This is a genomic window from Phaeodactylibacter xiamenensis, from assembly GCF_000759025.1.
Classification (GTDB): domain Bacteria; phylum Bacteroidota; class Bacteroidia; order Chitinophagales; family Saprospiraceae; genus Phaeodactylibacter; species Phaeodactylibacter xiamenensis.
Map to the genome: position 1 here is coordinate 41,984 of NZ_JPOS01000098.1, position 26,800 is coordinate 68,783.

A 26,800-nucleotide genomic window follows, 5' to 3' on the forward strand; every position below is an offset into this window, starting at 1 on the left:
CAGAATAATCGCCCTGCCTGCTTTCAGTTCCCACCGATTTCCATATTTTTACCAACAACCAAATAAACCGAGGAGAAACGCTCCTTCAGTCACCAAAATTATAGCTCATGAAAATTGGCATTATCCGTGAGGGTAAAATCCCGCCAGACTCCCGCGTTCCGCTCATTCCTGAACAATGTGCCTCCATTATGGGAAAGTATGAAGGTGTGGATATCGTCGTTCAGCCTTCCCCGGGGCGCTGCTACCCGGATGAGGCCTACCGGCACCAAAACATAAGGCTGACAGAGGATATGCAGTCCTGTCAGGTACTGATGGGCGTCAAGGAAGTGCCCGTTGACCAGCTGATCCCCAACAAAACTTATTTCTTTTTCTCTCATACCATCAAGGAGCAATCTTATAACCGGAGGCTCCTGCAGGCGGTCCTGGAAAAAAATATCCGCCTGATCGACTACGAAGTCCTGACCGATGACCGGGGCAAGCGCCTGATTGCCTTTGGTAAATTTGCTGGCATGGTAGGCGCCCATAATGGCATTTTGACGTACGGAAAGCGCACCGGGCTGTTCGACCTGATCCGCATGAAAGACTGCCTCGATTATGCCGAAGCCCGCCAAATTTATAAACGGATGCAATGGCCCCCTATGAAGGTCGTGCTGACCGGTACCGGACGGGTAGGCAAAGGTGCGGTCCTCGTTTTGCGCGATATGGGGCTGCGCGAAGTGGAGCCTGATGACTTCCTGAACAACAGCTACGACGAAGCCGTATTCACCGTGCTGGCCTGCGCCGATTATGCTGCCCGCAAGGACGGAAAGCCCTTTCGAAAGCAGGATTTCTACGAAAACCCAGCTGCTTATAAAAGCATATTCGGGCCCTATGCTGCCGCGGCCGACGTGATGATCAATGGCATCTACTGGGACAACGAAGCCCCCGCCTTTTTCACAAAAGAAGATATGCAGGCGCCAGACTTCAACATTCAGGTCATTGCGGATGTAACCTGCGATATTGCACCGGTTTCCTCCATCCCCTCAACCCTGCGGCCCAGTACCATACCGGAGCCCGTCTTCGGTTTTGATCCGTCTACCGGAACCGAAACGCCCCCTTATCAGCCTGATGCAGTGGACATGATGACGATTGACAACCTGCCTAATGAGCTGCCCCGGGATGCCTCCAAGGCTTTTGGGCAACAGTTTATGGACTATATTTTGCCCGAACTGTTGAAGCCGGACAGCAAAGTGATAGAGCGGGCTACCGTTGCAGCCGGCGGCAAACTAGGCCCTCACTTCCAATACCTGAAGGGGTACGTGGAGGACGTAAGTGCCTAAGCTTTTTTCAGGTAAGCCAGGACATTGCGCTCAATGCGGTCTTCAATACCCCTTGTATCAGTGCGTTCAAAGGTTAGTCCGGTGATGCGCTCATAGAGCTCAATGTACCGCGCTGAGACTTCTTCAATGAATGCATCCGGCATAATGGGCATGATCTGGCCCTCTTTGCCCTGAAAGCCGTGCGACATGAGCCACTCACGCACGAATTCCTTGCTGAGCTGTTTCTGCCGCTCGCCTTGTTGCTGCCGCTCATCATACCCTTCTGCGTAGTAGTAGCGGGAGCTGTCCGGCGTATGGATTTCATCAATGAGGTAAATCTTACCGTCCCGCTTGCCAAATTCGTACTTCGTGTCCACCAATAGCAGCCCTTGCTTTGCAGCCATCTCTGTGCCCCGCTGAAAAAGCGCCCGGGTGTACTGCTCGAGTTGAATGTAGTCGGCTTCGCTCACAATGCCCTGTGCGATGATCTCTTCCCGGCTGATATCCTCGTCATGCCCTTCCTCTGCTTTGGTCGCAGGAGTGATAATGGGCGCCGGGAACCGGTCGCTTTCCTTCATCCCTTCCGGCATAGGGACACCGCACAATTCGCGCTTACCGGATTTGTACTCCCGCCAGGCATGCCCCGCCAGATAACCGCGGATTACCATCTCCACTTTGAAAGGCTCACAGGCTGCCCCTACTGCCACGTTGGGATCGGGCACGGCCTCCAGCCAGTTGGGCACAATATCGGCTGTAGCCTGCAAAAAATGGGTGGCGACCTGATTCAGCACCTGCCCTTTGTAAGGAATGGGGCGGGGCAGTACATAATCGAATGCAGAGATACGGTCGGAAGCAACCATTACCAACTTTTCACCTACTGTGTAGACATCGCGCACCTTCCCGCGATAAAACGCCGTTTGGCCCGGTAAATTCATATGCGTTTCCAGTACAGCATCAGCTAGATTAGACATTGGCTCAGATTTTTGGCAAAGGTAAATACAATTTTGAAAGCAAATTACCCGGAGCCCCCTTCAATCTGCTATATTCAGGTCTTAAAACAGGGAAAAGCGAACCATATACTACTGCGCTTGCCCACTCAAAACCATCGGAAGAATAATGAAAAACCGGACTACAACCCTACTTTTGCTAATCCTTAGCATCCCCGCCTTATTAACGGCTCAGCAACGTACTTTCCCCGCCGAGCGGAGCACTGCTGAATTTTTAGGCAAAAGCCCTGCCCTTACAGAACTTGCTGACTTCAGCCGGGACCGCACCGGAAAGGCTAAACTTCGCAAGGTGATCCCAAAGGAAATCCCAAACTTCACCCAGCGCCAGCATATTCCGCGCAACGCCGCAGCTACGGCACTACCTAAGGGCCCTGACCCCAGATTCGAAGCCCAGCAACTACGCAGCCAAAACCTGATGGTGGAGCCGTCGATCGTATTCGAAGGCATCGACCGGCCAGCCTCCGGTGGAATTACCCCTCCAGACCCCTGCGGCGACCTCAATGGCAAGCACTACATCCAAATGGCTAACTCCAGCGGAGGGGCTACTTTGCGCGTCTATGACCTTGAGGGTAACCTGACCCTTAACCTACCTTCACTCTCTGCACTTTGGGCCGAGTTTGGTGTTTCCGGCCTCGGCGACCCCATCGTGCTCTGGGACCATGCCGCAGAACGGTGGATGATCTCGGAATTCCAGGATTTTGGGGGCAATGCCCTCCTCGTGGCTGTCTCAGTGACGGATGACCCGGCGGGCGAGTGGTATGCCTACCGCTTTCAAACGCCAAGCTTCCCGGATTATCCCAAGTATTCCATTTGGCATAACGCCTACCTCGTCACCACCAACGAGCCTTCTGATGATAATGTGCCGATCTATGCCCTGGAGCGCGGAGCCATGCTTCAGGGAGCCGAACCCGGTGTGCAGCGCCTGGGCATCCCAAAATTTCCCGGCGGAGGTTTCCAGGTCGCTACCCCGGTAGACTGGGACGGCAACAATCCTCCACCTACTGATGCACCTGGCTACGTGGTAAGAATGTACGATGATGCCTGGGATGGCGGGCAGGATAAAGTGGAATTGTGGGAAGTCCACCTCGACTGGGCAGATGATGCCGCCAACTTTGTGTCTGGCCCCTCAGATATGGTTGGGGCGCCCTTTGATGCTGAAATCTGCCCCAACGGAAGCTTCTTTGACTGCATAGAACAACCGAACGGGCAACTGGTGGACGGCCTTAAGGACATCATTCTCCATCGGGTGCCCTACCTCAACTTCGGCTCCCACGAATCCATCCTCCTTCATTTCGCGGTGGATGTAGACGGCATGGACCGGGCGGGGCTGCGCTGGATGGAGCTCCGGAAGAGCGGCAACAGTGACTGGTCCATTTACCAGGAAGGCACCTACAGTAAAGATGACGGGTTAAGCCGGTTTGCCGGTGGTATTTCCATGGATTTCAACGGCAACATCCTCATGGCCTATTCTGTTGGCGGGCCCACCCGGGACCTCTCCCTGCGTTACACCGGCCGCCTCAACGGAGACCCCCTGGGCATCATGACGGTGGAAGAATACGAATTTGCCGAAGGGCTCAGCTCACAGAATGGTGCCCGCTGGGGAGACTATGCGGCTATGGCCATTGACCCCCTGACCGGTACCGATTTCTGGTTCACCGGCGAATACATGGGGCCGGATGGGCTTTGGAGTACCAAAATCATGTCTGCAAAGCTCCGCCGGGACTCCAACGATGTGGGTATCCAAGCCCTCACCTCACCGCAGTCCTCCGGCTACCTCACTGATGCAGAACCGGTGCAGGTAGCCGTGCGGAATTTTGGCTACAAGCCTATGTCTGGCTACACCGTAGGCTTCCAGTTTGAAAACGGTATGGTTTTCACCGATACCATTATGGATACGCTCGCCTCAGACAGCGTGTACCTTCATACGTTTGCGGAAACCGTAAATATGACGCCGATCGACTCTTATGATTTTCTGCTTTTCACCAGCCACCCGCTGGATACCGCTAACTTTAACGATACCCTCCGGGTGCAGGTAGAACAGCTCCCCCGTAATGATGTCGCCATTGCCGAAGTGCTGGGCCTTGAGCAGAATGTCTGCGACACCTCAGCCCTGGTTGAGATTGTCATTCAGAATGCCGGCGTGGATACCCTCTTCTCTGCCTTTATCTCCACCGGGCTAAATGGAATGATTGGTGATGATATCGAATGGGAAGGCAGTCTGGCTCCCGGAGCCACAGAAACCATCGTTATTGAGCTTTCACCACTTAACAACGGCATCAACGAATTTGCCGTAAGCGTGGGCTTCCCCAATGAGGTCAATGACGAAAATCAGACCAACGACAGCCGGGAAATACAGTTTGAAGCGGTACTCGATGGGCAGGAAGTTACCGTGCGCCTGCTGACAGACTCCTATCCGGAGGAAACCTCTTGGGAAATCCGTGACCTTATGGGTAATATTATCGCCGAAGGAGGGCCCTATGAGGAACAAATCACGCTGGAAGAAGCCAAATTTTGCCTGCCAGATGCCTGTTACCTGTTTATCCTCTATGACAGCTGGGGCGACGGCCTGATCGGCCCACCTGCCGGTGATTTTGAAATCGTTGATGGAGAAGGAAACATCCTTGCCCAACTTGGGGACGACATCAACTTTGGCACACAGACACAGCGTACCTTCTGCGCAACCTTCAGCTGCCTCCTCTCCATTGACCCATCAATAGTTAATGAGTCTGCGCCTGGTGCAGAGGACGGCAGCATCATCCTCAACCTCTCCAACGGAATAGAGAACTTTGAATACAGTATCAATGGCGGAGACACTTTCCAGAGCAGTCCGGTATTTTCTAATCTCCCCGGCGGAACGTACGAGTGTGTGGGCCGGGATGTCAATGGCTGCCTGGCAGATACAATTGTGACCCTGGCAACCTGCGCCCTTGAGCTGTCGGCGGAGGTTACTAATGCTACCGAGGGCCAGCCAAACGGCAGTATTCTGGTCAATGTAAACGGCGGGCAAGGCGACCTGACTTACCAAATTGGCAATGGCACCCTTCAAGACAGTAATTTATTTGAAGGGCTAGCCCCCGGTAACTATACGATCAGGGTACGCGACGGAGCAGGGTGTGAGCAAAGCCTGCTGGTAATGGTCGAGATGACCTCTTCCCTTAGTCACACCTTCTTCGGAAAAGAAGTGAAGCTTTATCCTAACCCAACCGATGGCTTTGTGCAGGTGGAAATCCGCGGACTGGACAATACTAATTTCCTGCCTGTCCGGATTATCAATACCTCAGGACAGACGGTACGGCATGCCCGGCTGGTCAACTATGGCGAAATTACCCGCGGCATTGTATCTTTGTATGACCTGCCAGCCGGCACTTACTTTTTACGGTTTGAGCATGAAGAACTGCCCAGGCTGTTTAAAGCTGTTAAGCAATAAAATACAGAGGATAACAGAGGCTGGCTAAAAGGTCGCTGTTATCCTTTGTTTGATTTACATAAACCCCAAAATTCAAACCATTTATCATGCGAAAACTAATCCTGGTTATTGTCTTATTTACCGCTTCCAAAAGCCTCCTTAGTGCACAAACTGATGTCAGTATCTCGCCATTTGGCCTGCTGATTCCAGCCTTTGTTGGGACAGTAGAAGTCCCCGTCGCTGATTACATTGGGCTCGAAGGCTATCTCCTGGCAATTGAAGGTGGTGCTGTTGCCAACCTGAATGGCCGTTACTACCTAAATCCCAAACGGGGCTACGATGGATTCAACATCGGCATCTTCGTTGGAGGGGCTACGGAATTAGGTGTCGGGCCAGGCTTTACCTTTGGTTATAAGACTGTTTCTGAAAGGGGGTTACTCTTTGATGTGGGCTTTGGTATCGGGCGTTCACTCTCGGATGGAGGCCTGCCATTGCCCTATGCGAAACTCAACTTTGGCTACCGTTTTCAAAAGAGGGACTGATGCGGCATGCGGCAGACCTTAACGCCGACCTGGGCGAAAGCACCCGCACCAAACGCTTCCCGCACGAAGCGGAGATCTTTCCCTACCTGTCCTCCTGCAATATCGCCTGCGGTTTCCATGGTGGAGACCCGGTCTACATGGAAAAGGCTATCCGGCAGGCTCTAAAACATGGCTTACGCATCGGTGCCCACCCCTCCTACCCCGGCCGGGAAAACTTTGGCCGGATGCCTATGGAGTTACCGGAAGCGGAGCTACAGGCGATGCTCCGTTATCAGGTCAGTGCCCTTAAAGGTATGGTGGAAAGTCTCGGTGGGCAATTGTCGTATGTCAAACCCCACGGTGCGCTGTACCACACACTCTGCAGGGATGAAAGGCAGGCTCAGCTCGCTGTGGCGGTCTTCCATTCCATTGACCCTAATTTACAAGTGATGGGGCTACCTGATTCTGCACTTGCCCGGTCTGCCAGCGATGCCGGTTTGGGCTATATCCGGGAAGGCTTTGCCGACCGCCGCTATGCCGCCGACGGGCAGTTGCTGAGCAGAAAGCAATCAGGGGCAGTCCTCCGCGACCCTGCTAAAGTCGTCGAACAAGTCCGCCAAATCCTGATGGAAGGGATGGTCACCAGCAATACCGGTGCCCGCCTGCCTCTTCAGGTCGATAGCCTCTGCATACACGGAGATAACCCCATGGCTGTACCCATACTGCAGGCACTCGACCACTTTTTCCGGCAATCGGGCATTCAAAAAGGCAACCTATGACCCTCCAACCCTTTGGCGACCGTGCGCTGCTCATCAACTGGGAGCAACGCATAGACCCGGAGCTAAATGCCAAAGTGCATGCCTGGCAGCAAGCCATTGAGCAAGCGGCTATCAAAGGTGTGGAGTACAGTATTCCGGCCTACTGCTCCCTTACCGTGGTGTTCAATCCTATGCAAATTGCATTCGATACACTGGCTGAAAAAATCCAGGCTTTAAAAATCCCCGAACCATCTACCCGGCATGCCGGGCGTACCCTCGAAATCCCGGTGGATTACAATGGCGCCGATCTGCCGGAAGTCGCACAGCGCACCGGCCTTTCCGAACCGGAGCTCATCAGCCTGCACAGCAATCGTCCCTACCGGGTTTACCTGATTGGTTTTCTACCGGGCTTTCCCTATCTGGGCCCATTGCCGGAAGCCCTCCACTGCCCACGCAAACAAACACCCCGGCAGTCCGTCCCCGCTGGAGCCGTTGGGCTGGCCGGGGCACAAACTGGCATTTATCCCTTTGAAGCACCGGGCGGATGGCAAATCATTGGGCAAACCTCCCTAAAAGTATTTGATGCCGAATCTGAGGATCCCTTCCTGCTGCGCCCCGGCGATACTGTCATTTTCAAACCGGTCTGACCTATGCTGGAAGTAGAAATCATATCGACCGGATTGTTTGATACGCTACAGGATGAAGGGCGTCCCGGCTATCAGTCACAAGGCGTGCCTTTGGGTGGTGCCATGGACCGGCAATCCGCAGCCCTGGCCAACCAATTGGTGGGCAATCCTCTTGGCACGCCGGTGGTGGAAAGCACACTCCTGGGCCCACGGCTCCGCTTTCTCGGTCCGGCACAGATTGCGCTGACGGGAGCATTGGTCCGCCCTACCCTAAATGGGCATCCCATGCCTCGTTACACTACCGTAAATGTATCTCCTGAGGCCATTCTTAATATCGGAAGCATGAAGCAGGGTTGCCGTACCTATCTCGCCATCCGAGGTGATTGGCGGGTACAAAAATGGCTGGGCAGTTGCAGCCCGCCACCTTATCAGTCTGAGGTGCTTACACCAGATAGCCAACTGCAACCTGGCCAGCTTTTGAAGATTCAGAACACTCCGAATATCGAAATCCGGCAGTTTCCGCCACAGGATCACCCCATTTTTCCAAAAATCTGTGAAGTCAGGGTCTTTCCCGGGCCGGAGTGGGGGGCTTTTTCCGACTCAGCCAGGCAGTCCTTCCTGACTCAGCCCTTTACCCTAAGCAAAGATTCCAACCGGATGGGGCTGCGCCTAAAAGAACAATTACCGGAAGCAGAACACCTGCCCGGGCTCCTTTCTTCTGCTGTGCTGCCGGGAACAGTGCAAGTCCCGCCCTCTGGCCAGCCCATTATCCTGATGGCGGATGCACAGACGACCGGTGGCTACCTGCGGATTGCACAGGTCTCCACCAACGACTTACCCATACTGGCACAATGCCGCCCCGGAGATCAGGTTCAATTCAGGCTTCACGTTTAATTCCTCCAATGAAAGGAAACGCCTGCGCCCCGCTTCAAATGCTTGCCAAACTCCGTAGTAACCGCTTCTCCTACAAACTCAAAATCAAGAGCATAACCGGTAGCGTCAGGATCTATCCGGGCGGTGACGGTAGCGGGGAAGGTGCCCGTTTTTGGCGTCACCCGGGTAAAGCCCTCCCCTCCGGTAAGGCGCCAGTTGCCCTGTGGCCCGAGCAGCAAAAAGGTCATCGTTTCTTCATCCGCAGCCCGCTTCCACACCACAGGGCGGCGAAAATCATAAGGGCCCCACTCAGTGACCAGTATATACTTCCTGCCTCGCAGATGCGCTTCCGGAAGCAGAGCGTCCATCCCATCGGATAAGGGTTCGGGCCGGTATTTCTCAAGGGGCGCTTGCTCCGGCATAGCCTTTACCAGGTCACGGCCATCATTGGGTGCAGGCAGCGTTGCCGGGGGATTATCCCGGGCAAAGGGCGCAGCATCTCCAAGACTACCCTCGCCAATCCGGTTTTTCACCAGTACAAGGCGGTCGTTCGGCTGCTCTGCCTTTAGTAAGGTTTGGAAAGCATAAAACTGATTGTCATCATTGATGGCAACGCGGTCCGTACCAGCAATGGCAAGCGGTACCGTTGTCTTGTAAAAAAGGTTGTGCTGAATGCGGTAGTCCCTGCTTTCTACCTCCCGCTGTTGTGCATAACCCCAGTCTTCGGGCTGCTTTGCCCGTTCCCATAACTTAACCCCAACCTCGCAGCTATCAAAGCTATTGTACAAAATGGTATTGTCCTGCCCATGCTCAATGGCGATGCCATAATCGCAGTTGCTGAGGGTATTGGCACACATCAGGCTTTCGTAACTGTAGCCGCCCCAAATACCATAGCGGCACTCTTCCAGCCGGTTTTCTGCTATAATATTGCGGCTGAAGGTCACTTCGATGCCATTGGTGGGCGCATGGGAAAAGTCGTTGCCAAAGATGATGTTGTCGTTGCAGCCGCCCTCGCCCGTATCCATCGTATGCTGCCCTGCCCAAAGGAAGAATCCGTCTCCGGAGTGTGTGGCAGAGTTGTAGGCGAAAACGTTATTCGAGCTTTGCTCATAGCACAAAATACCAGCGCTGTCCTGTCCCCGGCTGTACACCCCATAACTGAAGCCGCGCACATTCCAGTCGAGCCGGTTGTGCATCACACGATTGTGGCTGCTTCGGTACAACCCAATCCCAATACCGGAATTGAAGTGAATGGTGTTGTTGTAAAACGTACCGTTGTTGCAGTTTGTCATCATCAGCCCGTTTTGCCCGCCGGTGACGCGGAGGCGGCGTACCGTAGCCGCATCGCATCCTTTAAGGTAGACCGCAGCCCCATAGCGCAGCCATTCGTCCGATTCGTTGTGGTGGTAATAGAGCCAGTCGCTAAGGTCTTCAGCCTCCGGGGTGCTTTTCATACGCTGCCGGTAGTTGTAACTGAAGTCGCAGTCTTCCAGCAAAAGGCTGTCGGTATTTTCCGCCATGAGGGCGACCTTATACCCCCGGGCGTGCAGGTTGCGGATGGTCACATTTTTGCTGTTGCGCACGAGTACCGACAGGCCGGTGAAGGTATCAGGCAGGCTATCCGCCAAACTCCCCCGAAGAAGGGTGCCCCCAAAGTCAACCGTGAGCCCCTCCCCTTCTATTACGAGGACCGGGCGGCCCAGCGTATCGCTTGGCAAGACCAGGGTGTCTGCCTCAAAGCTGGTGGACTGTGTGATGACCATACCGGGCTCAATTTTGGATACATCAGGGCTGCAAGCCACCATTGCCATCGCAAACCATACGAAGACCAGACCGTTGTATACATAGCTTTTCATAAACGCAGATTTGCTCCGAAGATAATAAAAGCCATATGTACGTCGATATTTCCATCACCGAAGAGGACCTGCAACTGATTATGGGCAGGAATTTCAAACCCCGCTACGCCGCTGCGCTCAGGGACGTCTTCTGCCCGGCCTGCCGCCAAAAGGAAGACAACGCAGTGTTGCCGGAAAAATTCTGGCTTAACCCTGCCGGTGATGTGATTGTGGAAGGTGCCTGTGCCCGCTGCAGCGCTCCAATAGAAAAACTACTGGAAACCGGCATTGATCCCCGGCAGTATGATCAGGCGATGGCGATACGGGAGTATAAGGTGGAGATTGGCAAAGATTATGAGGTGAGGCGATAGTCACCAGAAAGAACTAAAAAACCATCCGATCCGTTATCTATAATATAACATATCTTCCGTAACCCTATGGCATTACTTATTAAAGATAACGAATTAGAGCTTGTTCACATGAGTGAAGAAGAACTCCGAAAAGAAATAGCAATTATGTTATATGAGCAAGGTAGGCTTTCCACTGGAAAAGCTAGCCAGTTTGCTGGTATGAATAAAATTCTCTTTCTGAAGGAGCTTGCCAATAGAGCTATTCCGGTTACCTATGACGAAGAAGAATTTATCAAAGATTTAGATACGCTTGGGTTGACAACCAATGATAGTAGTAAGTGATACCACAGCCATTAGCAACCTTGTTCAGATAGGAAAGTTGAACCTTCTGCAAAGTCTCTATGGAGAGGTTGTTATACCTGAGAGTGTTTATGACGAGCTGCAAATCCTCGTGGATTTAAATATCGTCTCAAAGGAAGATTTGCGACAAAAATGGATCAAACCTAAACGAGTTAAAGACAATTCTGAAGTTAGTAAGTTATTAGACCGGTTAGATATTGGTGAATCAGAAGCCATTATTATGGGCATTGAACTTTCTGCTGATTACCTGTTAATTGATGAAAAAGCGGGAAGACTTATAGCTCTTGAAAAAAATATAAAAATCATAGGTACTCTTGGCGTTTTAATAGAAGCAAGAAGCAATAACTTAATTGTCTCCGTCCAGGAAGAAATGGACAAACTAAGGCGGATCGGATTTTGGATTAGTGATAGTTTATACGCTAAAATCTTAGCGGAAGAGCAGAAAATGCTTTAATCAACTTTACCGTTTTTGACTTACCTGGATACTTAATACCCAAAATGCTTCAACGAACGCTCATCATCCCGCCAGTTATCTTTCACCTTGACATGCAGCTCCAGAAACACCTTGCTTTCCAGCCACTCCTCAATACTTTTGCGGGCTTCCATGCCTAGCTTCTTAATGGCGCTCCCGCCCTTGCCAATGATGATGGACTTTTGGGTTTTCCGGGCAACGAAGATCTCCGCTCCGATCCGTACAAGTGGTTCGCCCTTTTTCGTTTCCCCATCTTTAAAGGAGGTGACGATTACTTCGCAGGAGTAGGGAATCTCCTGTTGGTATAGCAACAGTATCTTTTCCCGGATGATCTCGCTCACAAAGAAGCGCTCCGGCCGGTCCGTCAGCTGGTCTTTTGGATAAAAGGCAGGACCCTCAGGCAGGTATTTCATAACCACTTCCATAAGGCGCTCTGTATTGACCTTTTGCAGCGCAGAAACCGGGATAGTCTCTGTAAAGGAAATCCGGTCATTCCAGAGTTTTATCAACTCCAGCACCTTACCGTCATCCACTGTGTCGATCTTATTGATCACCAGAAAGAACGGAACTTTGACGTTTTGCAGGCGCTGAATAATTGGGTCGTCATCCGCGTAATGCTCGCCCGGTTCCGTGACGAACATCATGATATCAGCATCCTCAAAGGTAGAGAAGGCGAATTGGTTCATCGACTCCTGCATACGGTAGGAAGGCGCTTCAATTACCCCCGGCGTATCGGAGAAGACCACCTGATAATCATCCCCGCTCACCAAGCCGATGATGCGGTGCCGGGTGGTCTGTGGCTTGTTGGTGATGATGGACATACGCTCGCCCACAAGGGCATTCATGAGCGTGGATTTGCCGACGTTGGGCCGGCCGATAATATTGACGAATCCGGATTGATGCATGTAGTTATATTAATCACAGCTCCTCCGGCAAATACCGCTGAAGTTCACCGTGTACCAGCGCATCCATAGCCTTGAAAAACAGTTTAGGCTTGTGGGGGCGCCAGTTGATGTCATTAAATGCATCGCCAAAGTTAACAAACTGATGCAATTGGGTGTCTTTCATTTCCTCTTTCACATGCGGCAGGGTATTGACAAAGCAGATCCAGCCGCCTTCCTCCACCACGTCTTCATACCACTCTTCGTAGTAGCAATCATCAGAGCCGTGGAAATTGAGTACATTTTCGCAAACCATAATGTACTTATAGATGCCCTGATCAGACATGCGGTCTACCACCTCGCGTTTAAGGTACATGATATCATTGGAAAGGGCATCGTTCCACTCACCTATCAGCTCAATAATAGTGAATGCTTCATCATAATCGGCATACAGGACCTTCAGGTAGAGCGTATCCGAGCCAAACTCATCCCACTGCGGGTGGATAAAGTAATTGTAGACTTTATTGGAAAAGGTAAATTCGCTGTAGGTCCGCCCATAGAATGGGGAGCGCTCATCATGAGCCGAAATATATTTCCCTCTCCAGCGGTAGTAAGGCTCTATATCGTGCATATAGCTCTCGCAGTTTGCATGTTCTGTTACTGCAATCAACGAACAGTAATGCATAAAGTTTTGGCCGGAGCACCTTTCCCCGGCCAAAAATCAGGGCCTTGCCGTCTTATCGACGGTCCACTTCCTTAACACCGGGCAACCATTAAAGATCGGGTCAATATCGATGTACGTTGACCCTACCTTGTCCCCCACCCAGTCGCTGATAAACTCGCTTTTTTTAGCCTCGATAGCCGCCATCTGGATCTTGGAATAATCTTTTCTCAGGTCCGCTTTGTGCGGGCTGGACCGGGACTGTAGCTGGACTACCCGAAAATAGCGCTCCCCGGTTGGATCACGGAACATAAATGGGGCGGAAATCTCACCCACATCCATCGTATCCACCGTGAAGTAAATATCGGGGTCCAGGTCACCGATTTCGAAGAAGGTATTGCCAGTCGCCGGGTTCACCATCCGCCCATCGTTATTGTAGCTCTGCTGATCTTCATTACCAAACCGCTTTACGGCCAGAGAGAAGCTGATGGAATCGTCCATCACCAGGTGGCGGACGCTGTCCAGGCGGTTTCTGGCCAGCTCCAGGTCGGCATCCGTGATATCGGGCTTAATGAGGATGTGGCGCACCCGTATAGAGTTGCCCCGGCGCTCCAGCATTTGAATAATATGGAAGCCAAATTCAGATTCGATCACCGGAGAGATTTCATCTTTTTCCAACCGGAAGGCAGCCGCTTCAAATTCAGGCACATAGCGTCCCCGCTTGGCCCAGCCCAAATCACCGCCGGCACGGGCAGAACCATCATCGGAATACTTTCCGGCCAGCTCAGCGAAGCTCTCACCTCCTTCCACAATCCGCTCGCGCAGTTCTTCCAGCAAGTTGACGGCGCGCTCCCGCTCTTCCTTATTCACTTTGGGTTTGTATACAATCTCCCCAATCTCCACTTCAGAATTGAAATAAGGAAGGCTGTCCTTTGGAATGGAGTTGAAGAAGGTCTTCACCTCAGATGGCGTCACGGTCACACTCGCCATAATGTTACCCCGCATACGTTCTACAAGCAGCTGATTTTTCAGGTCTTCCCGAAATTGCGCTTTAACCTCATTGATCGACTGCCCGTAATATTCCTCAAACTGGTTTACATCATTGTTCATAAAACCAAGGATACGCTCAATACGGGCATCCAGCTGTACTTCCACCTCTTCATCTGAGACCATGATACTGTCCAGCTTAGACTGATTGAGCAACAGCTTATTGGCCATAATCTGGTCCATGATGTCGCAGCGGATGTCATCAGGCAGATTAGACTGCTGCGAAGCCATTAGTGCACGCTGCTCCTCCACTTCAGAGAGTAGGACCAGCTCCCCTCCAACGGTGGCAACGACCTTGTCAATCACCTCACGTTGTGCCCAGCTGTTCGTTCCAATGAACAAAAAGCACAGAGCGCTAATCCAATATTTCATTGCTGTATCCATAATCAGTAATATGTCTTGATGTTATTGCGACGAAGCTCCCGTTGATACATAGCTTCGATCTTATCTTCCAGTAATTTTTCCTTCCGGTTGCGCAGGATGACCTTCCTGGCCTGACCTTTAATATACGAAAGCGGCGCGATGTCTTTCCGGTTCTTCACCTCAAATACCTTAAAATAGTATTGGTACTCATCGTCACGCTGACTAAAGTCCTGCTTGGCGCTGATGTTATCAGCAGTTACTGTGCCCTTGGGCATCTCCCGGGCAATGTCTTCCACTTTGTACCACATGCTGTCTGTCAGCAAATATGCCTCAGCGTGCCGGGAACAGTAATCAACCAGTGGCTTCAGATCTTCCTGTTTGTTATTCCACAACTGCCGCAGCTCGTTTGCTTCCGGCACAGGCATAGGCACCTTGACAAAGTAACAACGGACGATGGGGGTTTCGAGTTGATACTGTTGTTTATTGCGCTCATAAAATTCCGCCAGTTGCTCGTCGGTCACTGTGCTGTCGAGCAGTTCCTGAACCAGTATCTTCTCGTAGTTATGCCGGATCAGCGAAGCCCGGTAATCCCGTACCAGCTTGTCGATATTCAGATCGCCCGGGATATTCTGCTCGGCCTCGTGCAACAGCAGCGCTTCCCGCATCCATCGGTTGGTAAACATCTGAATGATGATGGTACTGTCCTTGCCGGAGGTACCTTCCGGGAACATACCCTCCATATCAGAGATATAGAGCGCTTTGTTATGGACCTTAGCCAGTAATTGGTCTTCGGCAGGAGCTTCCCAATCCCCTGCTGTGCAAGAGGACAGGCCAAGCAATACGCCCAGAAATAACACGGAAAACCTTATCCTTCTCATTGTCGGTCTTTTGGCTAATAAAACGGCGAAAGCCGGACGGCGAAGGGCCCGCCCGGCTTTCGCACCTGCAGCATACCTCCTATTCCTTAATGAGCTTTTTGAATACTTTGCGGTTAATATCCACCTCGTAAGTTTCACGTAGCTCTTCCACCCACTGCTCCTCCAAATAGTCCTGATAATCTGCTACCACGTAGCCGCGTGCTTCATCAAGCGTTTTCGTCCGGGGCTCCAGCAGCGCTTCAATTTTTACAATCTTGAACTTTTGTGCCTGCGGGTTGGGCTCTGATTGCGACATGGCGCCCTTCTTCCACTCCATGCTTTTAAATTCCGGGTACAAGGTTTTGTCCAGGTTTTTGGATTCATGCGTAATCAGAGGGAAAGTGGCATCCGGACCATTGTATTTTTCCAGCACAGCTTCCGGCTCATTGTTTGCGATGAAGGCACGAACGTCCTCCATCTGATCTTTAAGCTCGTTGGAAACCCGGTAAATACTGGTCTCCGCCCGGTTACCATAGCGGTATTGGCCTTTAACCTTTTCATAGAACTTTTCGAGGCCTACGGTGTCCTGAGATGCTTTGTCCCAAACCAGCCGCTTAGTGGCTTCAAACAACAGTATTCCTTCTTCGTACTCCCGCATCAGTGCCTTAAAATCAGGATATTTCGCCTCCAGTTGTTTCTCTTCGTATCGCATTGCGCTCTCGTCGAGGTACTGGCCATACAGCGTATTTACTGCTGAAGCTACATCTTTTCCCCGGCCCATCCGTATACGCTCGCGGGAAGCACGCTCCAAATAATCCGCAAAATCTCCTACCGTAACCTGAAAATCAGGCCCATACTGAAACAACAAAGCATCAGAAGGGGTCTCCGGCGCTCGCCAGCGGAAAGTCAGGAACGTATCCGTCAGGGTTTCCGTGAAATTACTGAGTGCTTCCGGGTATTCCTTCAAGCCGGCATCTTCCTTGATCTGAGCCACCATAGCCGCTTTAGCCTGCTCAAAACGATTATCTTTTTTAATCTCGTTTTCTAAACGACCCCGCTCGATGTTGTAAGGTTGTATGGCCCTGCGGGAAATTAGTTTAAGAATATGCCAGCCAACACTGGTTTTGACAGGCTTGCTATAGCTCCCCTCCTCCTTTAGTCCAAATGCCGCCTCTTCAAAATCTTTGGAAAAACGATTAATACCAAAGAACCCTATATACCCACCATTCGAGGCTGTACGTGAGTCTTCAGAAATAGCTTTCGCCATAGCGTCAAAGTCCGCCCCTGCTTCCAGTGCCTGATAAGCACTATCGATACGGGCCTTAACCATTCTCTCCTCTTCGTCAACATCTGTGCGCAACAAAATATGGGCGGCCTCTACCTCTCCCCGGGCAGGCCGGCGGTCATGCACCAGCAAGGCATGAAAGCCTGCATCCGTGCGTATCGGCCCACTTAGTTTGCCAACCGGTACTTCATAAGCAGCTTTCTCCAACTCGTAAAAACCATTGGGGAAAAGTACAGAGACGTAGCCGATCCGGCCGCCATTGTTCTTTGCAGACTGATCATCAGAAACAGAACGGGCAACAATTTCAAAGTCCTCCCCTTCCTGAATACGCTTCATAGCCCGTTCCAGCTTACCTTTTGCAGCCGCAACTTCTTCCGGCGTGGCTTCCGGCTTAACGGATACAAGAATATGACTGATGTCTACATCCTGCTTAGAACGCTCGTAGGCATCTTTAATCAGCTTTTCTGTTACCTCCTTGTCGATCAGGTAGGAATCGGCCAGTTGACGGCGGTACCCATTAAGCTCATTCATCAGTTCAGGAATGGTATCCAACTGCATTTCGCGGGCTTTGGCCACCTTCAGCTTGAACTTCACGTACAGGTCAAGATACTCTTCCAGAGAAGTTTCTGAAAAATCGGCATTCTTACCATTGGTTTTGGAATAGATGTACACAAACTCAGACTGATGCACAGGCTTGCCATCAATGGTGAACAGGACAGGGTCATCCTGTCCGGAGCTAAGCCCGGGTAGGCATACTACTGCTACCATTAGCATCCAAAAGCGCTTAATCATTAGGTTGAGCATGAATGATCGTTTTTGTTTAAATTTTCTCGCATTGGGGGAGACCGTCGCAAAATTAGCAAAATACCGCACCCTAAAAAATATTGCTGCCTTCCTTATTAGTTTAAGTCGGGGGTGCAGCTGCTGCTCTTGTTCCCGAATGCCTCCGAACTGTCTGCCGGTAGACTCTGCGCACCCGTGTCCCCACGTTCGTAAAAACTTCGTAGGGAATGGTTTTTAGCCGCCGGGCCACCACCTCCACAGATGGTTCTACCCCGAAAATGGTAGCCAGGCTGCCAGCTGCCACATCAGGTATGCCCGTTACATCAGCCATGCACATATCCATGCATACGTTGCCCGCAACAGGTGCCAGCTGCCCGTTGATCACCACTTGATGCTGCCCCTGACTGAGCGCCCTTGGCATCCCGTCAGCATAGCCGATCCCAAGAGTCGCAACCCTTGCACCAGCTGGCAACTGCCCCGCCCGGCTGTACCCTACGGTCTCGCCCGGTTGCAGTGTACGAACTTGCGACACACAAGCCTGCAATTGCATGACCGTTTGCAGTTTGGGTTGCAGCACGCTCGTCTCATCTGCGCCGTAAACACCGATCCCCAAACGCACCATGTCCATATCGTATTGCGGAAAACGGGCAACCCCTCCTGAATTGAGCAGGTGGCGCCGGGGCCGATAGCCGAGGTGACGGTCAAGTTCAGTACAAGCTGCCGCAAATTTGAACATCTGCTGCTCCGTAAAACGATCATGCTCCGGAGCACCACTTGCCGCCAGATGGGCAAAAGTGGTAGCTACCCGGAGATGGGCTTGCCTTGAAATGAAATCACCAACGGCCTGAGCTTCTTCCGGCTCAAAACCCAGGCGGTTCATTCCTGTGTTGAACTCCAGGTGCACTGACATATCAACCTGATATTCGTCCAGGCGGGCAGCCAACGCGCTGAGCAATGAGTATTGGTATATTACAGGCTCCAGCCGTCCCTGCACCAAATGCCCGAAAGCAGCCAGTTCCGTATTCAGGACCATAATTGGGCATTCCACCCCGGCACGGCGCAACTGAAGCCCCTCATCTGCATAAGCAACGGTAAGATAATCCACACCTGCCCGCTCCAATGCCCTCCCCGTTTCAATCAAACCGGAACCATAGGCATTGGCTTTGACCATCACGGCAACCGCTATGCCCGGCTTCAACGCCGACCGGTGTACCTCAAGATTATGGCAAAGGGCATCCAGGTCTACCAGCAGTGTGGCTTGATGCAGGGGCGCCCCTAAATAGCCCAACAAGTCGCTATATACCGGCTCACTACCCGCAAACACAAGAAATAAAGTATTCGAAAAACGATGGCTGCCAAAGTATTGGCGGGCTGCCGCAGGGCTGCTCAGCGCAACAAAAGGACGCCCCGTGCTGACCTCTTCCTTGAACCCCCAGCCTATAATCTGGTCCACGGTACTATCCTGAAGCTGTAACTGCCAATTTTCGGGGAGCGCTTCCCGGTCACCCATCAGCACACATTGCCCACCGTAAGCCGGGCGTTGCTGAGCATAGAGCAGCAGCCCCTGCAACTGCGGCAGGCTACCGGCTGGCAACCGGGCATAAGCATTACCGTTTTCACCTCCAATAATTTCCACTTGTACCGGACCCATCAAACTAACTTTCTGCTACAGGTCAAATCCAATATCCGTACGATAGTATTTTCCTTCAAATTGTACGCGGGCGGCATTTTCCAGCGATTGCTTTACAGCTTCTTTATAATTGCCTGCCAGTGAAGTCAGGGCCAGCACGCGGCCACCGTTGGTTTTCACTGCCCCATCTTCGGTTTTTGTACCGGCATGCAGGATCAGGCTGCCCTCTACCTGCTCCAGTCCCGTGATGATTTTACCCTTTTCATAGGCTTCCGGGTAACCGCCGGATACCAAAAAGACGGTGGCGGCACTTTGCTCTTCCACTTCCAGTTTTTTGCTTTCCAAGGTGCCATCACCTATAGCAGCCAGCAATTCCACGAGGTCGCTCTTAAGGCGTGGGAAGACTACCTCCGTTTCGGGGTCCCCCATCCGGCAGTTGTATTCAATGACGTAAGGGTCCTCTCCTACTTTGATCAGCCCCAGGAAAATAAAGCCTTCGTAGGGTGCCTCCAGTTCCTTAAGCCCGGTAAGGGTGGGGCTGACAATCCAGTTTTCAACTTTCTTCAATAGCGTATCATCCACAAAAGGGACCGGGGAGATGGCGCCCATGCCTCCGGTGTTCAGGCCGGTATCGCCTTCCCCTATACGCTTATAATCCTTCGCTATAGGCAGGATTTTATAGGATTTGCCATCAGTAAGCACAAAAACAGAAAACTCAATACCATCCAGAAAAGCCTCAATGACCACCCGCTCGCTCGCTTCCCCGAACTTTCCACTGAGCATCGCCTTAAGCTCTGCTTTTGCTTCTGCCCGGTCATTGAGAATCAACACGCCCTTGCCTGCTGCCAGGCCGTCTGCTTTCAAGACGATGGGCAGGTCCTGACGATCAATATAGGAAAGCCCTTCCTCCAGCGTTTCCGGCGTAAATTCGGCATAGGCCGCCGTGGGTATATCGCGCTGCTGCATGAATGCTTTGGCAAAAGCTTTGCTGCCTTCCAGCTTTGCCCCCAGCGCTGATGGCCCGATCACACGCACATGCTTCAGGGTATCGTCTGCTTTGAAGTAATCATAAATCCCCCGCACGAGTGGCTCTTCGGGGCCAACGACGACCATACTGATTTCCTTTTCGAGCACATATGCACCCACTGCCTCAAAATCGTTGGGGCTGAGGGCAACATTGGTCCCATGTTGGGCCGTACCCGCATTACCGGGCGCAATAAATAAAGCTTTACAAAGCGGGCTTTGGCTCATCTTCCAGGCAAAAGCGTGCTCCCGCCCGCCACTGCCCAACAAAAGAATATTCATGCGTTCTTTTTTTGCAAATATACTCTTCCCTTATCGGATAACCATGCCACAGTACTTTTACTGCGTTTTTGTGCAACTAAATCGCCTGTTAGACCGTCATGCTAATGAAAAACTACTTACCCTATGCGTTACCTGTTTATCCTTTTGCTTTTGCCATTGCTGCTTCCGGCTCAACAGGACAGCTACTTTGTATTGCGCGGACAAGTGCTGAATGCCAAAACCGGGTCGCCCCTGTCTCATGCTCATGTTGGCATCCCGCAGCGAGCCATTGGCACAACAAGCGGCTACGATGGCAAATTCACCCTGAAAGTACCGGAGTACTACCGTGGCTCCGAGCTACAGGTTTCCTACCTGGGCTTTAAAAACTTCCAAAGATCTATTGCTGGCATAAACGGGCCCCTGACCGTCCGCCTGCAACCTGCGCCCTCCATGCTTCAGGAAATCGTGGTGATGGACGAACAAACAATCGAAGACATCATCCGCAAAGCGGTCCGGCGTATCCCGGACAACTACCCCGACTACCCTACCTCCATGACTGGTTTTTACCGGGAGTCCAAAACCAACTCAGATCAGGATTACATCTACCTCGCAGAAGGAGTGCTAAACCTGTATAAGACCAGTTACAAAAACGACAAGGAAGGTCAGGTAGGGCTGGTTCAGGGCCGGCAAGTCACCCTTGTCCCGGAGGAAGAACTGCGCAACAGTACTGGCTTTTCTTCCGGCCACCTCGCTGCCGACCGGTTTGACTTTGTTAAAAACCGGGAGGACTTTCTGGAAGAGGACAACTTCGGAGCCTACAAATACTGGGTCTCCAACATCACCACCCATAACGACCGGCCGGTATACGTCATCAGCTTCGACCAGGAGGCGGGAGATCAACGCGCACGCATGAAAGGCGAGCTTTACATTGATACCTCTTCCTACGCATTCGTGCGCGCTTCCTTTGAAATCCTGCCCGATGCACAGCGCAAATACAATGACTATCCACTCTACACGGGCAACTGGAAAGGCAACCGTTACTTCGTCAACTACCGTGAGGTTGACGGGCGCTGGCACCTCAGTGAAGCGCTCCGGGAAGGGACCTGGCGCGATGGCGGCATCTATACCAATGAACTAATTGTAACGGAAGTCAAACCCGGCCGCGGAAAGGTCATCCCCTACATGGAACAACTGGACCGGAACGACCGGTTCCTCGACCGGACCGGAACCTACGATGAAGACTTCTGGACGTCCTACAACACCGCCCCTATCAATGATGAACGCCTGGCAGAGACGGTACGGCAGCTTAACAATCAGGATAAAGCAACCGAGGTTTTTGACACTACTTTTCTCAATACCCTGCGGCGGCAACAGGATTCGATTCCGCAGGTACAGTCTCAGAGCCAGCCAGGCCGCGACAGTTTCAATATCAGCTATGCTCCGGGCAGCCCTCCGGTTCTAAGAGGCGCCTCCAATTGGGGCTTTCATTTCAGCTATGGAGCTGGCGTTCACTTTCTGCCAACGGAAGCTGCCGCCTATACGTTGGGCGTTTATACCACCTCCCCGGAAGGAACGCCTATTCTGGAGCTGACAGATAACCTCGAAGCGCGCAATATCGAGCCTGTTTACCAATGGGCCCTCGATATCACGTACCAAGACCGGTACCTGCTGCGGTGGACCCTTGCCCGGGACCTGTGGAACAGCATTTACCGGGAAAGTGCAATTGGAGGTGGCTTCCAGTTTAACCTGACCAAGCGGTACCGCCCGTTCTATGTACGTCCCATGGCCCAGTTTAGCCGCATGTTTTATGCCAGAAAGCTGGGTGAAGCGGATAATGACTACGGCAACTTTGAAGCAGATGACAAAACCATTAAAGCCAATAAGGTGAATATGTACCTCGGAGACCGCATATACAGTTGGAAGTTCAGTCTGGAAATGGCTATTGAGCTAAACCCCAGCCGGGAGCTCTTTGTACGGGGCGACTACCGGGTGCCCTTCCGCCATTCAGACCGGGTTTTTCTAAGAGAACGGGGCCGTGTATTCCCTAAGCGGGCAGAACTCACCACCAACGGGCAGGAAGTCAGAGCATGGCGGGAAGGCGTGGAAGGCATTAGCCCGATAGCCGGTACGCTGCCCACTTATGCCATCACAGTAGGCATTTTGCTCAAGTAAGAAGGCTATCGGCTGGCAAAGGTACATTGGAGCCGGGAGTCTGAATAAAAAGCGACCATCCTGCCGAGCGGACAATAAAGTCCATGATACGGATCAGCTGGTTGCCCTCCAGGCGGGCTTCCTGCATGAGGTCGCTCCCCTTGGCTTTTTCCCTGAGCATTGCCTTTGCATTGGCATTCAGCCGGGTATAGTCTTCCGGGGCAAAACTATTGAAGAAGCTTTCAGACAGGTTTTTGTAAGCAATGGTATGGTCAACCGAAAGGATTTCCGGCTCCGGGATATGGCTGAGCACTACCCGTTTCTGCGTGCTATCTGCTGTGATTTTGATATTTTTCAGGTCGTACCCCACTAAAACCTTGCCTTCCACCTGAAGAATCGCCTTCTTGGAGAAGGAAAACGTGCTCGGCATCGGTACATAGACCGTAAAACGCCGAATATTCGTCTCGTCGTACAACTCACTGAAATGCCCCTCTACAGTGACCAGCTTGCAGACCTCCTCTACCCGATTAAGCAGTACCGTGCTGTTCTGAATGGTCGTTTCGGGTGCCGGGGAGTTGCGCAGCAGGCTGTAAGCCAGTCCGAACCCAGCTCCAAATACAGCCAGCAATCCTATAAAGACCAACACTCGCTTAATCATGAAATGCTATTTAACTTCGGCGCGGAGGTCATGCCGGAGGTTTTTGTAATCTTTGAGCACTGCCTTGACAGAACCGACTGATAGCGGGGATTCTATCAAAAGCGGCAGGCGGTTTTGATCATCCGTGACCCAAATGTTCATCTCTGTGTCATCATCAAAGATATCGCCGGCAATGACTTCGGGGCTTACCCTTATTGTATTGAAGCGCCCCAGCCCCTTGACTTTGACATCCCCTTCCTTCCCCGCATAAGTCATCTTCAGGGGCCAGGACTCTTTGTCCATGAATACTTTCAGTGGAAGCGCATCACCTTTCTTATAATTGGTGATATCCACATTACGGAGGAAGTAAACCATAGAAAGCACATCATGCATACAAGGGTCAATATCATATTTGGCCATTTCTGCCGTTTCCTTAGACTTGCCGCGTAAGGAGAAGGCTTTGCCCTTGTCCTGATCAAAAGTCACCCGGTCATACAAGCGGTACTTCCCTTCTTCCACATCCCGTACAGACACCTCCGGCAGCAGGGTTTTCTTATCTACATAGCTCTCGTAATAATCGCGCACCTTAAAAAACCACTCGTAGGACTTGTAAGTCGTGCCCATAGCAGAAAAATGGAACTGATCATCCAGTTCCTTAACCTTAAATTGAACCTCGCCAGCCGAGAGCCAGACAAAGTTCCAGTTGTAATAAAGCTTATAGGTTATGGTTTCTCCATCTTTGAAAGCCTGGTTTTCAACAGCACAAGTGACCGCTTGATGGGTTAAATGGCTCTGCGTTTGAGCCTGTTTATTCTGATGAGGGCTCAACGTGGCGATCAGGAAAAGAACCGGAAACGCCATTGCGTTGACTTTCAGGGGCATTTGCATCATAACCTAGCGATTTTAAGACATTTATTTTGACGATAAACATCACTCCAAGTAACGCGGGGAAGGCGAGATTTAGTATAAACAACCCGAAAGTAGCGCCCAGTATACTCAGTTCATTGGCTGAGAAGGGCGCCCAAACCAAAAGCGCAGCCTCACCCCTGGCCAGCAGAGCAGCCACCGGTGGCAGAGGTACTGTAGCCTGAAAAAGGAAAATAGTGGCAATACCGCTAAGCGCACCAATCAGGGGGGCGGAAATGCCAAAGAACCGTATCATCAGGTAGTACTGCAGGCAATAAACACTGTAACGGGCAAAGGCCAGTAACAAGGCTTCTGCCAGCTGTCTCCGGGTGAAACTTCGGATCATCAGCACTGGCTTAAGCCACTTCCGGGGCACGGGCAGCGTACGGAGCAATACGGCCAGCCAGTGCAGGTTGAAATAGAACAGGTACGTCACCCCTATGCCGGCAAACAACACCCACCAAAAGCTGCTGATCAATAGCCTGGGCAAGCCTCCCTGTACTTCCAGGTAGTACAATGCCCCCAGCAGCCCCCCGGTAAATAACGCAAGCAACTGGGCCACGTTGCCGGCCATTGTGGCAACGACGGCATGCCAGTTGTGCAGGGCAGGGACGGCAAGGATCCGCCCACCGTAGTCCCCAATCCTATTAGGCGTGAACAGGGACAAGGTAATGCCGGAAGCCACAGCCTTGAAAGCTTGCCATGGTTTAATGGGCCAGAAGGGCCTCAGCAGGCGTTGCCACTTCCAGCTTTCCAGCCACCAGTTAACGGGCATCAGAAGGATTGCCGGCAACAACCACCATTTGCTGCTTTCTCCAAGGCGGTAGCTCAACTGCTCCCAGAGGTCAGAAAGCCGCTCCTGCCCGCCAATCTCCTGATAGAGGATATATAGTAATGCTGCAACGATCAATACCTTGAACGCTGCATCCAGCCAAAAGCGATAATCGCGGTTCAGGCGCATGCGCAAATGTTTTAACTAACAAAATCGTTCAAAGTATTTGTTGCCAGATGAAATTAACCTATATTGCGGAAGCATGGCAATTGGCGCAATATAAACGACTTTCTTGAAAACTGAAGATTCTTCTTACCGCTTACTCGGTGTTGACCCCGGAACTAACATCCTGGGATATGCTATTCTTGATATCAAGGGCCGCAAAATGGCGCTTTGTGACATGGGCGTCATTTACCCGGGCAAGTTCAATACACATCAGGAAAAGCTACAGCACATCTTTGAACGCCTGCAGAGTATTGTGGATATCTATCAGCCCCGGGAGATGGCAATCGAAGCCCCTTTCTATGCGAAGAATCCGCAATCCATGCTTAAACTTGGCCGGGCGCAGGGGGTTGCCATTGCTGCCGCGATGACCAAGGGCGTAGGCATCACAGAATACTCGCCCCGAAAAATTAAGCAATCGGTCACCGGTAAGGGAAATGCAAGCAAGGAACAGGTAGCCGCCATGCTCGGCAACATTCTTAAGTTTAATATGGATGACTATTACCTTGATGCCACGGACGCCCTCGCTACCGCTGTCTGCCATTTCTATCAGTCCGGTAGTGTACTCAAGGGGAAAAAACGCTACAGTGACTGGAGCAGCTTCCTAAAAGACAACCCCGGACGAAAAGCGTAAGTGCTTTGCCGCCCGGGGCTGTCCGTATTTTCTCTTCTGTTCAAAGCGCCACTTTAGCACGCACTTCTGCCGCAAGGGCTTCCATAGCCTCGCTACTCATTTCAATAGGCTTGCGGGTGATGTCAATTTGTGCTTCTTTCTGGAAAGGGATAAGGTGGATATGCGCATGCGGTACTTCAGTACCAATAACCATTACCCCTACCCGTTTGCAATCAATTACAGATTCCAGTGCTTTGGCCACCCGTTTGGCAAAAATCATAGCTCCGCCCAGTAAGTCATCCTCCACATCAAAGAGATAGTCTACTTCCTGCTTAGGCACCACAAGCGTATGCCCTTTGGCAAGCGGTCGTATATCCAGGAACGCATAGTAGCGATCGTCTTCAGCGATTTTGTAAGAAGGGATTTCCCCTTTTATAATTTCCGTGAAAATGGAAGCCATAATGCTTAGTCAATTGAAATGTTCATGACCTCAAAGTCGATATTTCCCCTTGGGGTTTCGATGGTTGCAATCTCTCCGACTTCCTTTCCCAGGAGGCCCTTGCCAATCGGGGAGTTGACAGATATCTTTTTGGCCTTAAGGTCTGCTTCTGACTCAGAAACCAGGGTATACTTTACAGTTTTGCCCGTTTTGGTATTCTTTATGAGCACATTGCTGAGGACAGTCACCTTGGACATATCCAACTGACTGGCATCCAATATCCGGGAATTGGACAAGACTTTCTCCATTTCGCTGATTTTCAACTCCAGCATGCCCTGAGCATCTTTTGCTGCATCATACTCAGCATTTTCTGACAAGTCGCCCTTCTCGCGTGCTTCCGCAATGGCAGCGGCTACTTCCTTCCGCCCTTTGGTCTTCATTTCGTCCAATTCGGCTTTCAGCTTTTCATATCCCTCTTTGGTCAGATAATTAATACCAGACATAATCTATAGTTTGATTAAAACAATAGTGCCCCGCACAGCCCACCGTATTCGCTAGGCGCTTTATATAACTGACGTCAACCGTGCCTGCTTTCTGTAGGAATCCGGACAGAAGGCCAAAAGTAATCACGGGAAAAACTTCAGAAATGAAAGCGTAGTATGTGAGTGGAACAGGGAACTTCCTATTCTTATACGAAAAGGCAAGAACGCTCCTGTACTATTGACGGAAGCGTTCTTGCCTCTAAGTAAAAAACAAATATAAG

Annotated in this window: 25 protein-coding genes; 11 read left to right on the plus strand and 14 right to left on the minus strand. The window is 51.6% G+C overall.

Translation table 11 applies throughout. The features are described 5' to 3' along the window. Nucleotides 1-107 precede the first annotated feature (107 nt). Nucleotides 108-1,319 (plus strand): NAD(P)-dependent oxidoreductase, encoded by a 1,212-nt coding sequence (locus IX84_RS29245; RefSeq protein WP_044229864.1) that lies wholly within the window; start codon nucleotides 108-110, stop codon nucleotides 1,317-1,319. Here the strand turns inward: IX84_RS29245 and IX84_RS29250 are convergent. Beyond that, on the minus strand, nucleotides 1,316-2,269 hold the full coding sequence (locus tag IX84_RS29250; RefSeq protein WP_044229867.1) for a phosphoribosylaminoimidazolesuccinocarboxamide synthase: 954 nt from the start codon (nucleotides 2,267-2,269) through the stop codon (nucleotides 1,316-1,318). The genes IX84_RS29245 and IX84_RS29250 overlap by 4 nt on opposite strands. Before the next feature lie 145 nt (nucleotides 2,270-2,414). On the opposite strand from IX84_RS29250, the gene IX84_RS31750 reads away from it, so the two are divergent. From IX84_RS31750 to IX84_RS29275, 5 genes are all read left to right on the plus strand, one after another. After that, nucleotides 2,415-5,732, plus strand: a complete 3,318-nt coding sequence (locus IX84_RS31750) for a T9SS type A sorting domain-containing protein (RefSeq protein WP_052516509.1) — start codon at nucleotides 2,415-2,417, stop codon at nucleotides 5,730-5,732. An 86-nt stretch (nucleotides 5,733-5,818) separates the two neighbouring features. Further along, nucleotides 5,819-6,253, plus strand: coding sequence for a hypothetical protein (locus IX84_RS29260; protein ID WP_044229870.1), 435 nt, complete (start codon nucleotides 5,819-5,821; stop codon nucleotides 6,251-6,253). After that, nucleotides 6,253-7,011, plus strand: coding sequence for a 5-oxoprolinase subunit PxpA (locus IX84_RS29265; RefSeq protein WP_044229872.1), 759 nt, complete (start codon nucleotides 6,253-6,255; stop codon nucleotides 7,009-7,011). Before IX84_RS29260 ends, IX84_RS29265 begins: the two co-directional genes overlap by 1 nt. Further along, a complete protein-coding gene (pxpB, locus tag IX84_RS29270) occupies nucleotides 7,008-7,637 on the plus strand; it encodes a 5-oxoprolinase subunit PxpB (protein ID WP_044229874.1) in 630 nt (209 codons plus the stop codon). Before IX84_RS29265 ends, pxpB begins: the two co-directional genes overlap by 4 nt. 3 nt (nucleotides 7,638-7,640) lie before the next feature. Beyond that, complete coding sequence (locus tag IX84_RS29275; protein WP_063978314.1) at nucleotides 7,641-8,510, plus strand: 5-oxoprolinase subunit C family protein; 870 nt, start codon at nucleotides 7,641-7,643, stop codon at nucleotides 8,508-8,510. Here IX84_RS29275 and IX84_RS29280 read toward each other — a convergent pair. After that, nucleotides 8,507-10,345 carry a right-handed parallel beta-helix repeat-containing protein gene (locus tag IX84_RS29280; RefSeq protein WP_044229877.1) on the minus strand — a complete coding sequence of 613 codons (1,839 nt, stop codon included), beginning with the start codon at nucleotides 10,343-10,345 and terminating at the stop codon, nucleotides 8,507-8,509. The two genes, IX84_RS29275 and IX84_RS29280, sit on opposite strands and share 4 nt — an antisense overlap. A gap of 35 nt (nucleotides 10,346-10,380) precedes the next feature. On the opposite strand from IX84_RS29280, the gene IX84_RS29285 reads away from it, so the two are divergent. The 3 genes from IX84_RS29285 to IX84_RS29295 all read left to right on the plus strand — a co-directional run bounded on the left by IX84_RS29285 (nucleotide 10,381) and on the right by IX84_RS29295 (nucleotide 11,488). Beyond that, nucleotides 10,381-10,695, plus strand: a complete 315-nt coding sequence (locus tag IX84_RS29285; protein ID WP_044229880.1) for a hypothetical protein — start codon at nucleotides 10,381-10,383, stop codon at nucleotides 10,693-10,695. Nucleotides 10,696-10,761: 66 nt separating this feature from the next. Beyond that, nucleotides 10,762-11,016 carry a UPF0175 family protein gene (locus IX84_RS29290; RefSeq protein ID WP_044229883.1) on the plus strand — a complete coding sequence of 85 codons (255 nt, stop codon included), beginning with the start codon at nucleotides 10,762-10,764 and terminating at the stop codon, nucleotides 11,014-11,016. Beyond that, the gene (locus tag IX84_RS29295) at nucleotides 11,000-11,488 is read left to right on the plus strand and encodes a DUF3368 domain-containing protein (protein WP_044229887.1); all 489 of its coding nucleotides are present in this window, start codon (nucleotides 11,000-11,002) and stop codon (nucleotides 11,486-11,488) included. The genes IX84_RS29290 and IX84_RS29295 overlap by 17 nt, the downstream gene beginning before the upstream one ends. A 32-nt stretch (nucleotides 11,489-11,520) precedes the next feature. Here IX84_RS29295 and era read toward each other — a convergent pair whose 3' ends face one another. The 7 genes from era to purD form a co-directional block, all read right to left on the minus strand. Beyond that, on the minus strand, nucleotides 11,521-12,411 hold the full coding sequence (era, locus tag IX84_RS29300; protein ID WP_044229890.1) for a GTPase Era: 891 nt from the start codon (nucleotides 12,409-12,411) through the stop codon (nucleotides 11,521-11,523). A 13-nt stretch (nucleotides 12,412-12,424) separates the two neighbouring features. Further along, nucleotides 12,425-13,018, minus strand: coding sequence for a hypothetical protein (locus IX84_RS29305; protein ID WP_044229892.1), 594 nt, complete (start codon nucleotides 13,016-13,018; stop codon nucleotides 12,425-12,427). Nucleotides 13,019-13,108: 90 nt separating this feature from the next. After that, nucleotides 13,109-14,479 carry a peptidylprolyl isomerase gene (locus IX84_RS29310; protein WP_052516510.1) on the minus strand — a complete coding sequence of 457 codons (1,371 nt, stop codon included), beginning with the start codon at nucleotides 14,477-14,479 and terminating at the stop codon, nucleotides 13,109-13,111. Nucleotides 14,480-14,481: 2 nt separating this feature from the next. After that, nucleotides 14,482-15,336, minus strand: coding sequence for a hypothetical protein (locus IX84_RS29315; RefSeq protein ID WP_044229894.1), 855 nt, complete (start codon nucleotides 15,334-15,336; stop codon nucleotides 14,482-14,484). Nucleotides 15,337-15,415: 79 nt separating this feature from the next. After that, nucleotides 15,416-17,404 carry a peptidylprolyl isomerase gene (locus IX84_RS29320; RefSeq protein ID WP_044229899.1) on the minus strand — a complete coding sequence of 663 codons (1,989 nt, stop codon included), beginning with the start codon at nucleotides 17,402-17,404 and terminating at the stop codon, nucleotides 15,416-15,418. Nucleotides 17,405-17,504: 100 nt separating this feature from the next. After that, entirely contained in the window at nucleotides 17,505-19,034 is a 1,530-nt protein-coding gene (gene alr / locus IX84_RS29325) for an alanine racemase (RefSeq protein ID WP_052516511.1), read from the minus strand. A 15-nt stretch (nucleotides 19,035-19,049) separates the two neighbouring features. Further along, a complete protein-coding gene (gene purD, locus IX84_RS29330; RefSeq protein WP_044229902.1) occupies nucleotides 19,050-20,318 on the minus strand; it encodes a phosphoribosylamine--glycine ligase in 1,269 nt (422 codons plus the stop codon). A 123-nt stretch (nucleotides 20,319-20,441) separates the two neighbouring features. On the opposite strand from purD, the gene IX84_RS29335 reads away from it, so the two are divergent. Further along, nucleotides 20,442-22,469 (plus strand): carboxypeptidase-like regulatory domain-containing protein, encoded by a 2,028-nt coding sequence (locus IX84_RS29335; RefSeq protein ID WP_044229904.1) that lies wholly within the window; start codon nucleotides 20,442-20,444, stop codon nucleotides 22,467-22,469. Here IX84_RS29335 and IX84_RS29340 read toward each other — a convergent pair. Genes IX84_RS29340 through IX84_RS29350 form a run of 3 tightly spaced genes read right to left on the minus strand, consistent with a single transcriptional unit; the run spans nucleotide 22,462 to nucleotide 24,952 of the window. Then, nucleotides 22,462-23,106, minus strand: a complete 645-nt coding sequence (locus tag IX84_RS29340; RefSeq protein ID WP_052516512.1) for a DUF4230 domain-containing protein — start codon at nucleotides 23,104-23,106, stop codon at nucleotides 22,462-22,464. The genes IX84_RS29335 and IX84_RS29340 overlap by 8 nt on opposite strands. A gap of 6 nt (nucleotides 23,107-23,112) precedes the next feature. Beyond that, the gene (locus IX84_RS29345; RefSeq protein WP_044229907.1) at nucleotides 23,113-23,976 is read right to left on the minus strand and encodes a DUF3108 domain-containing protein; all 864 of its coding nucleotides are present in this window, start codon (nucleotides 23,974-23,976) and stop codon (nucleotides 23,113-23,115) included. Continuing rightward, a complete protein-coding gene (locus IX84_RS29350) occupies nucleotides 23,894-24,952 on the minus strand; it encodes a lysylphosphatidylglycerol synthase transmembrane domain-containing protein (protein WP_044229909.1) in 1,059 nt (352 codons plus the stop codon). The genes IX84_RS29345 and IX84_RS29350 overlap by 83 nt, the downstream gene beginning before the upstream one ends. A 103-nt stretch (nucleotides 24,953-25,055) precedes the next feature. On the opposite strand from IX84_RS29350, the gene ruvC reads away from it, so the two are divergent. Then, nucleotides 25,056-25,619 (plus strand): crossover junction endodeoxyribonuclease RuvC, encoded by a 564-nt coding sequence (ruvC, locus tag IX84_RS29355; protein ID WP_044229913.1) that lies wholly within the window; start codon nucleotides 25,056-25,058, stop codon nucleotides 25,617-25,619. 40 nt (nucleotides 25,620-25,659) lie between these two features. On the opposite strand, the gene IX84_RS29360 is transcribed toward ruvC, so the two are convergent. Beyond that, nucleotides 25,660-26,058 (minus strand): HIT family protein, encoded by a 399-nt coding sequence (locus tag IX84_RS29360; protein ID WP_044229915.1) that lies wholly within the window; start codon nucleotides 26,056-26,058, stop codon nucleotides 25,660-25,662. Nucleotides 26,059-26,063: 5 nt separating this feature from the next. After that, nucleotides 26,064-26,540: a transcription elongation factor GreA gene (gene greA, locus IX84_RS29365; RefSeq protein WP_044229918.1), complete on the minus strand. Its 477-nt coding sequence runs from the start codon at nucleotides 26,538-26,540 to the stop codon at nucleotides 26,064-26,066. Nucleotides 26,541-26,800 lie beyond the last annotated feature (260 nt).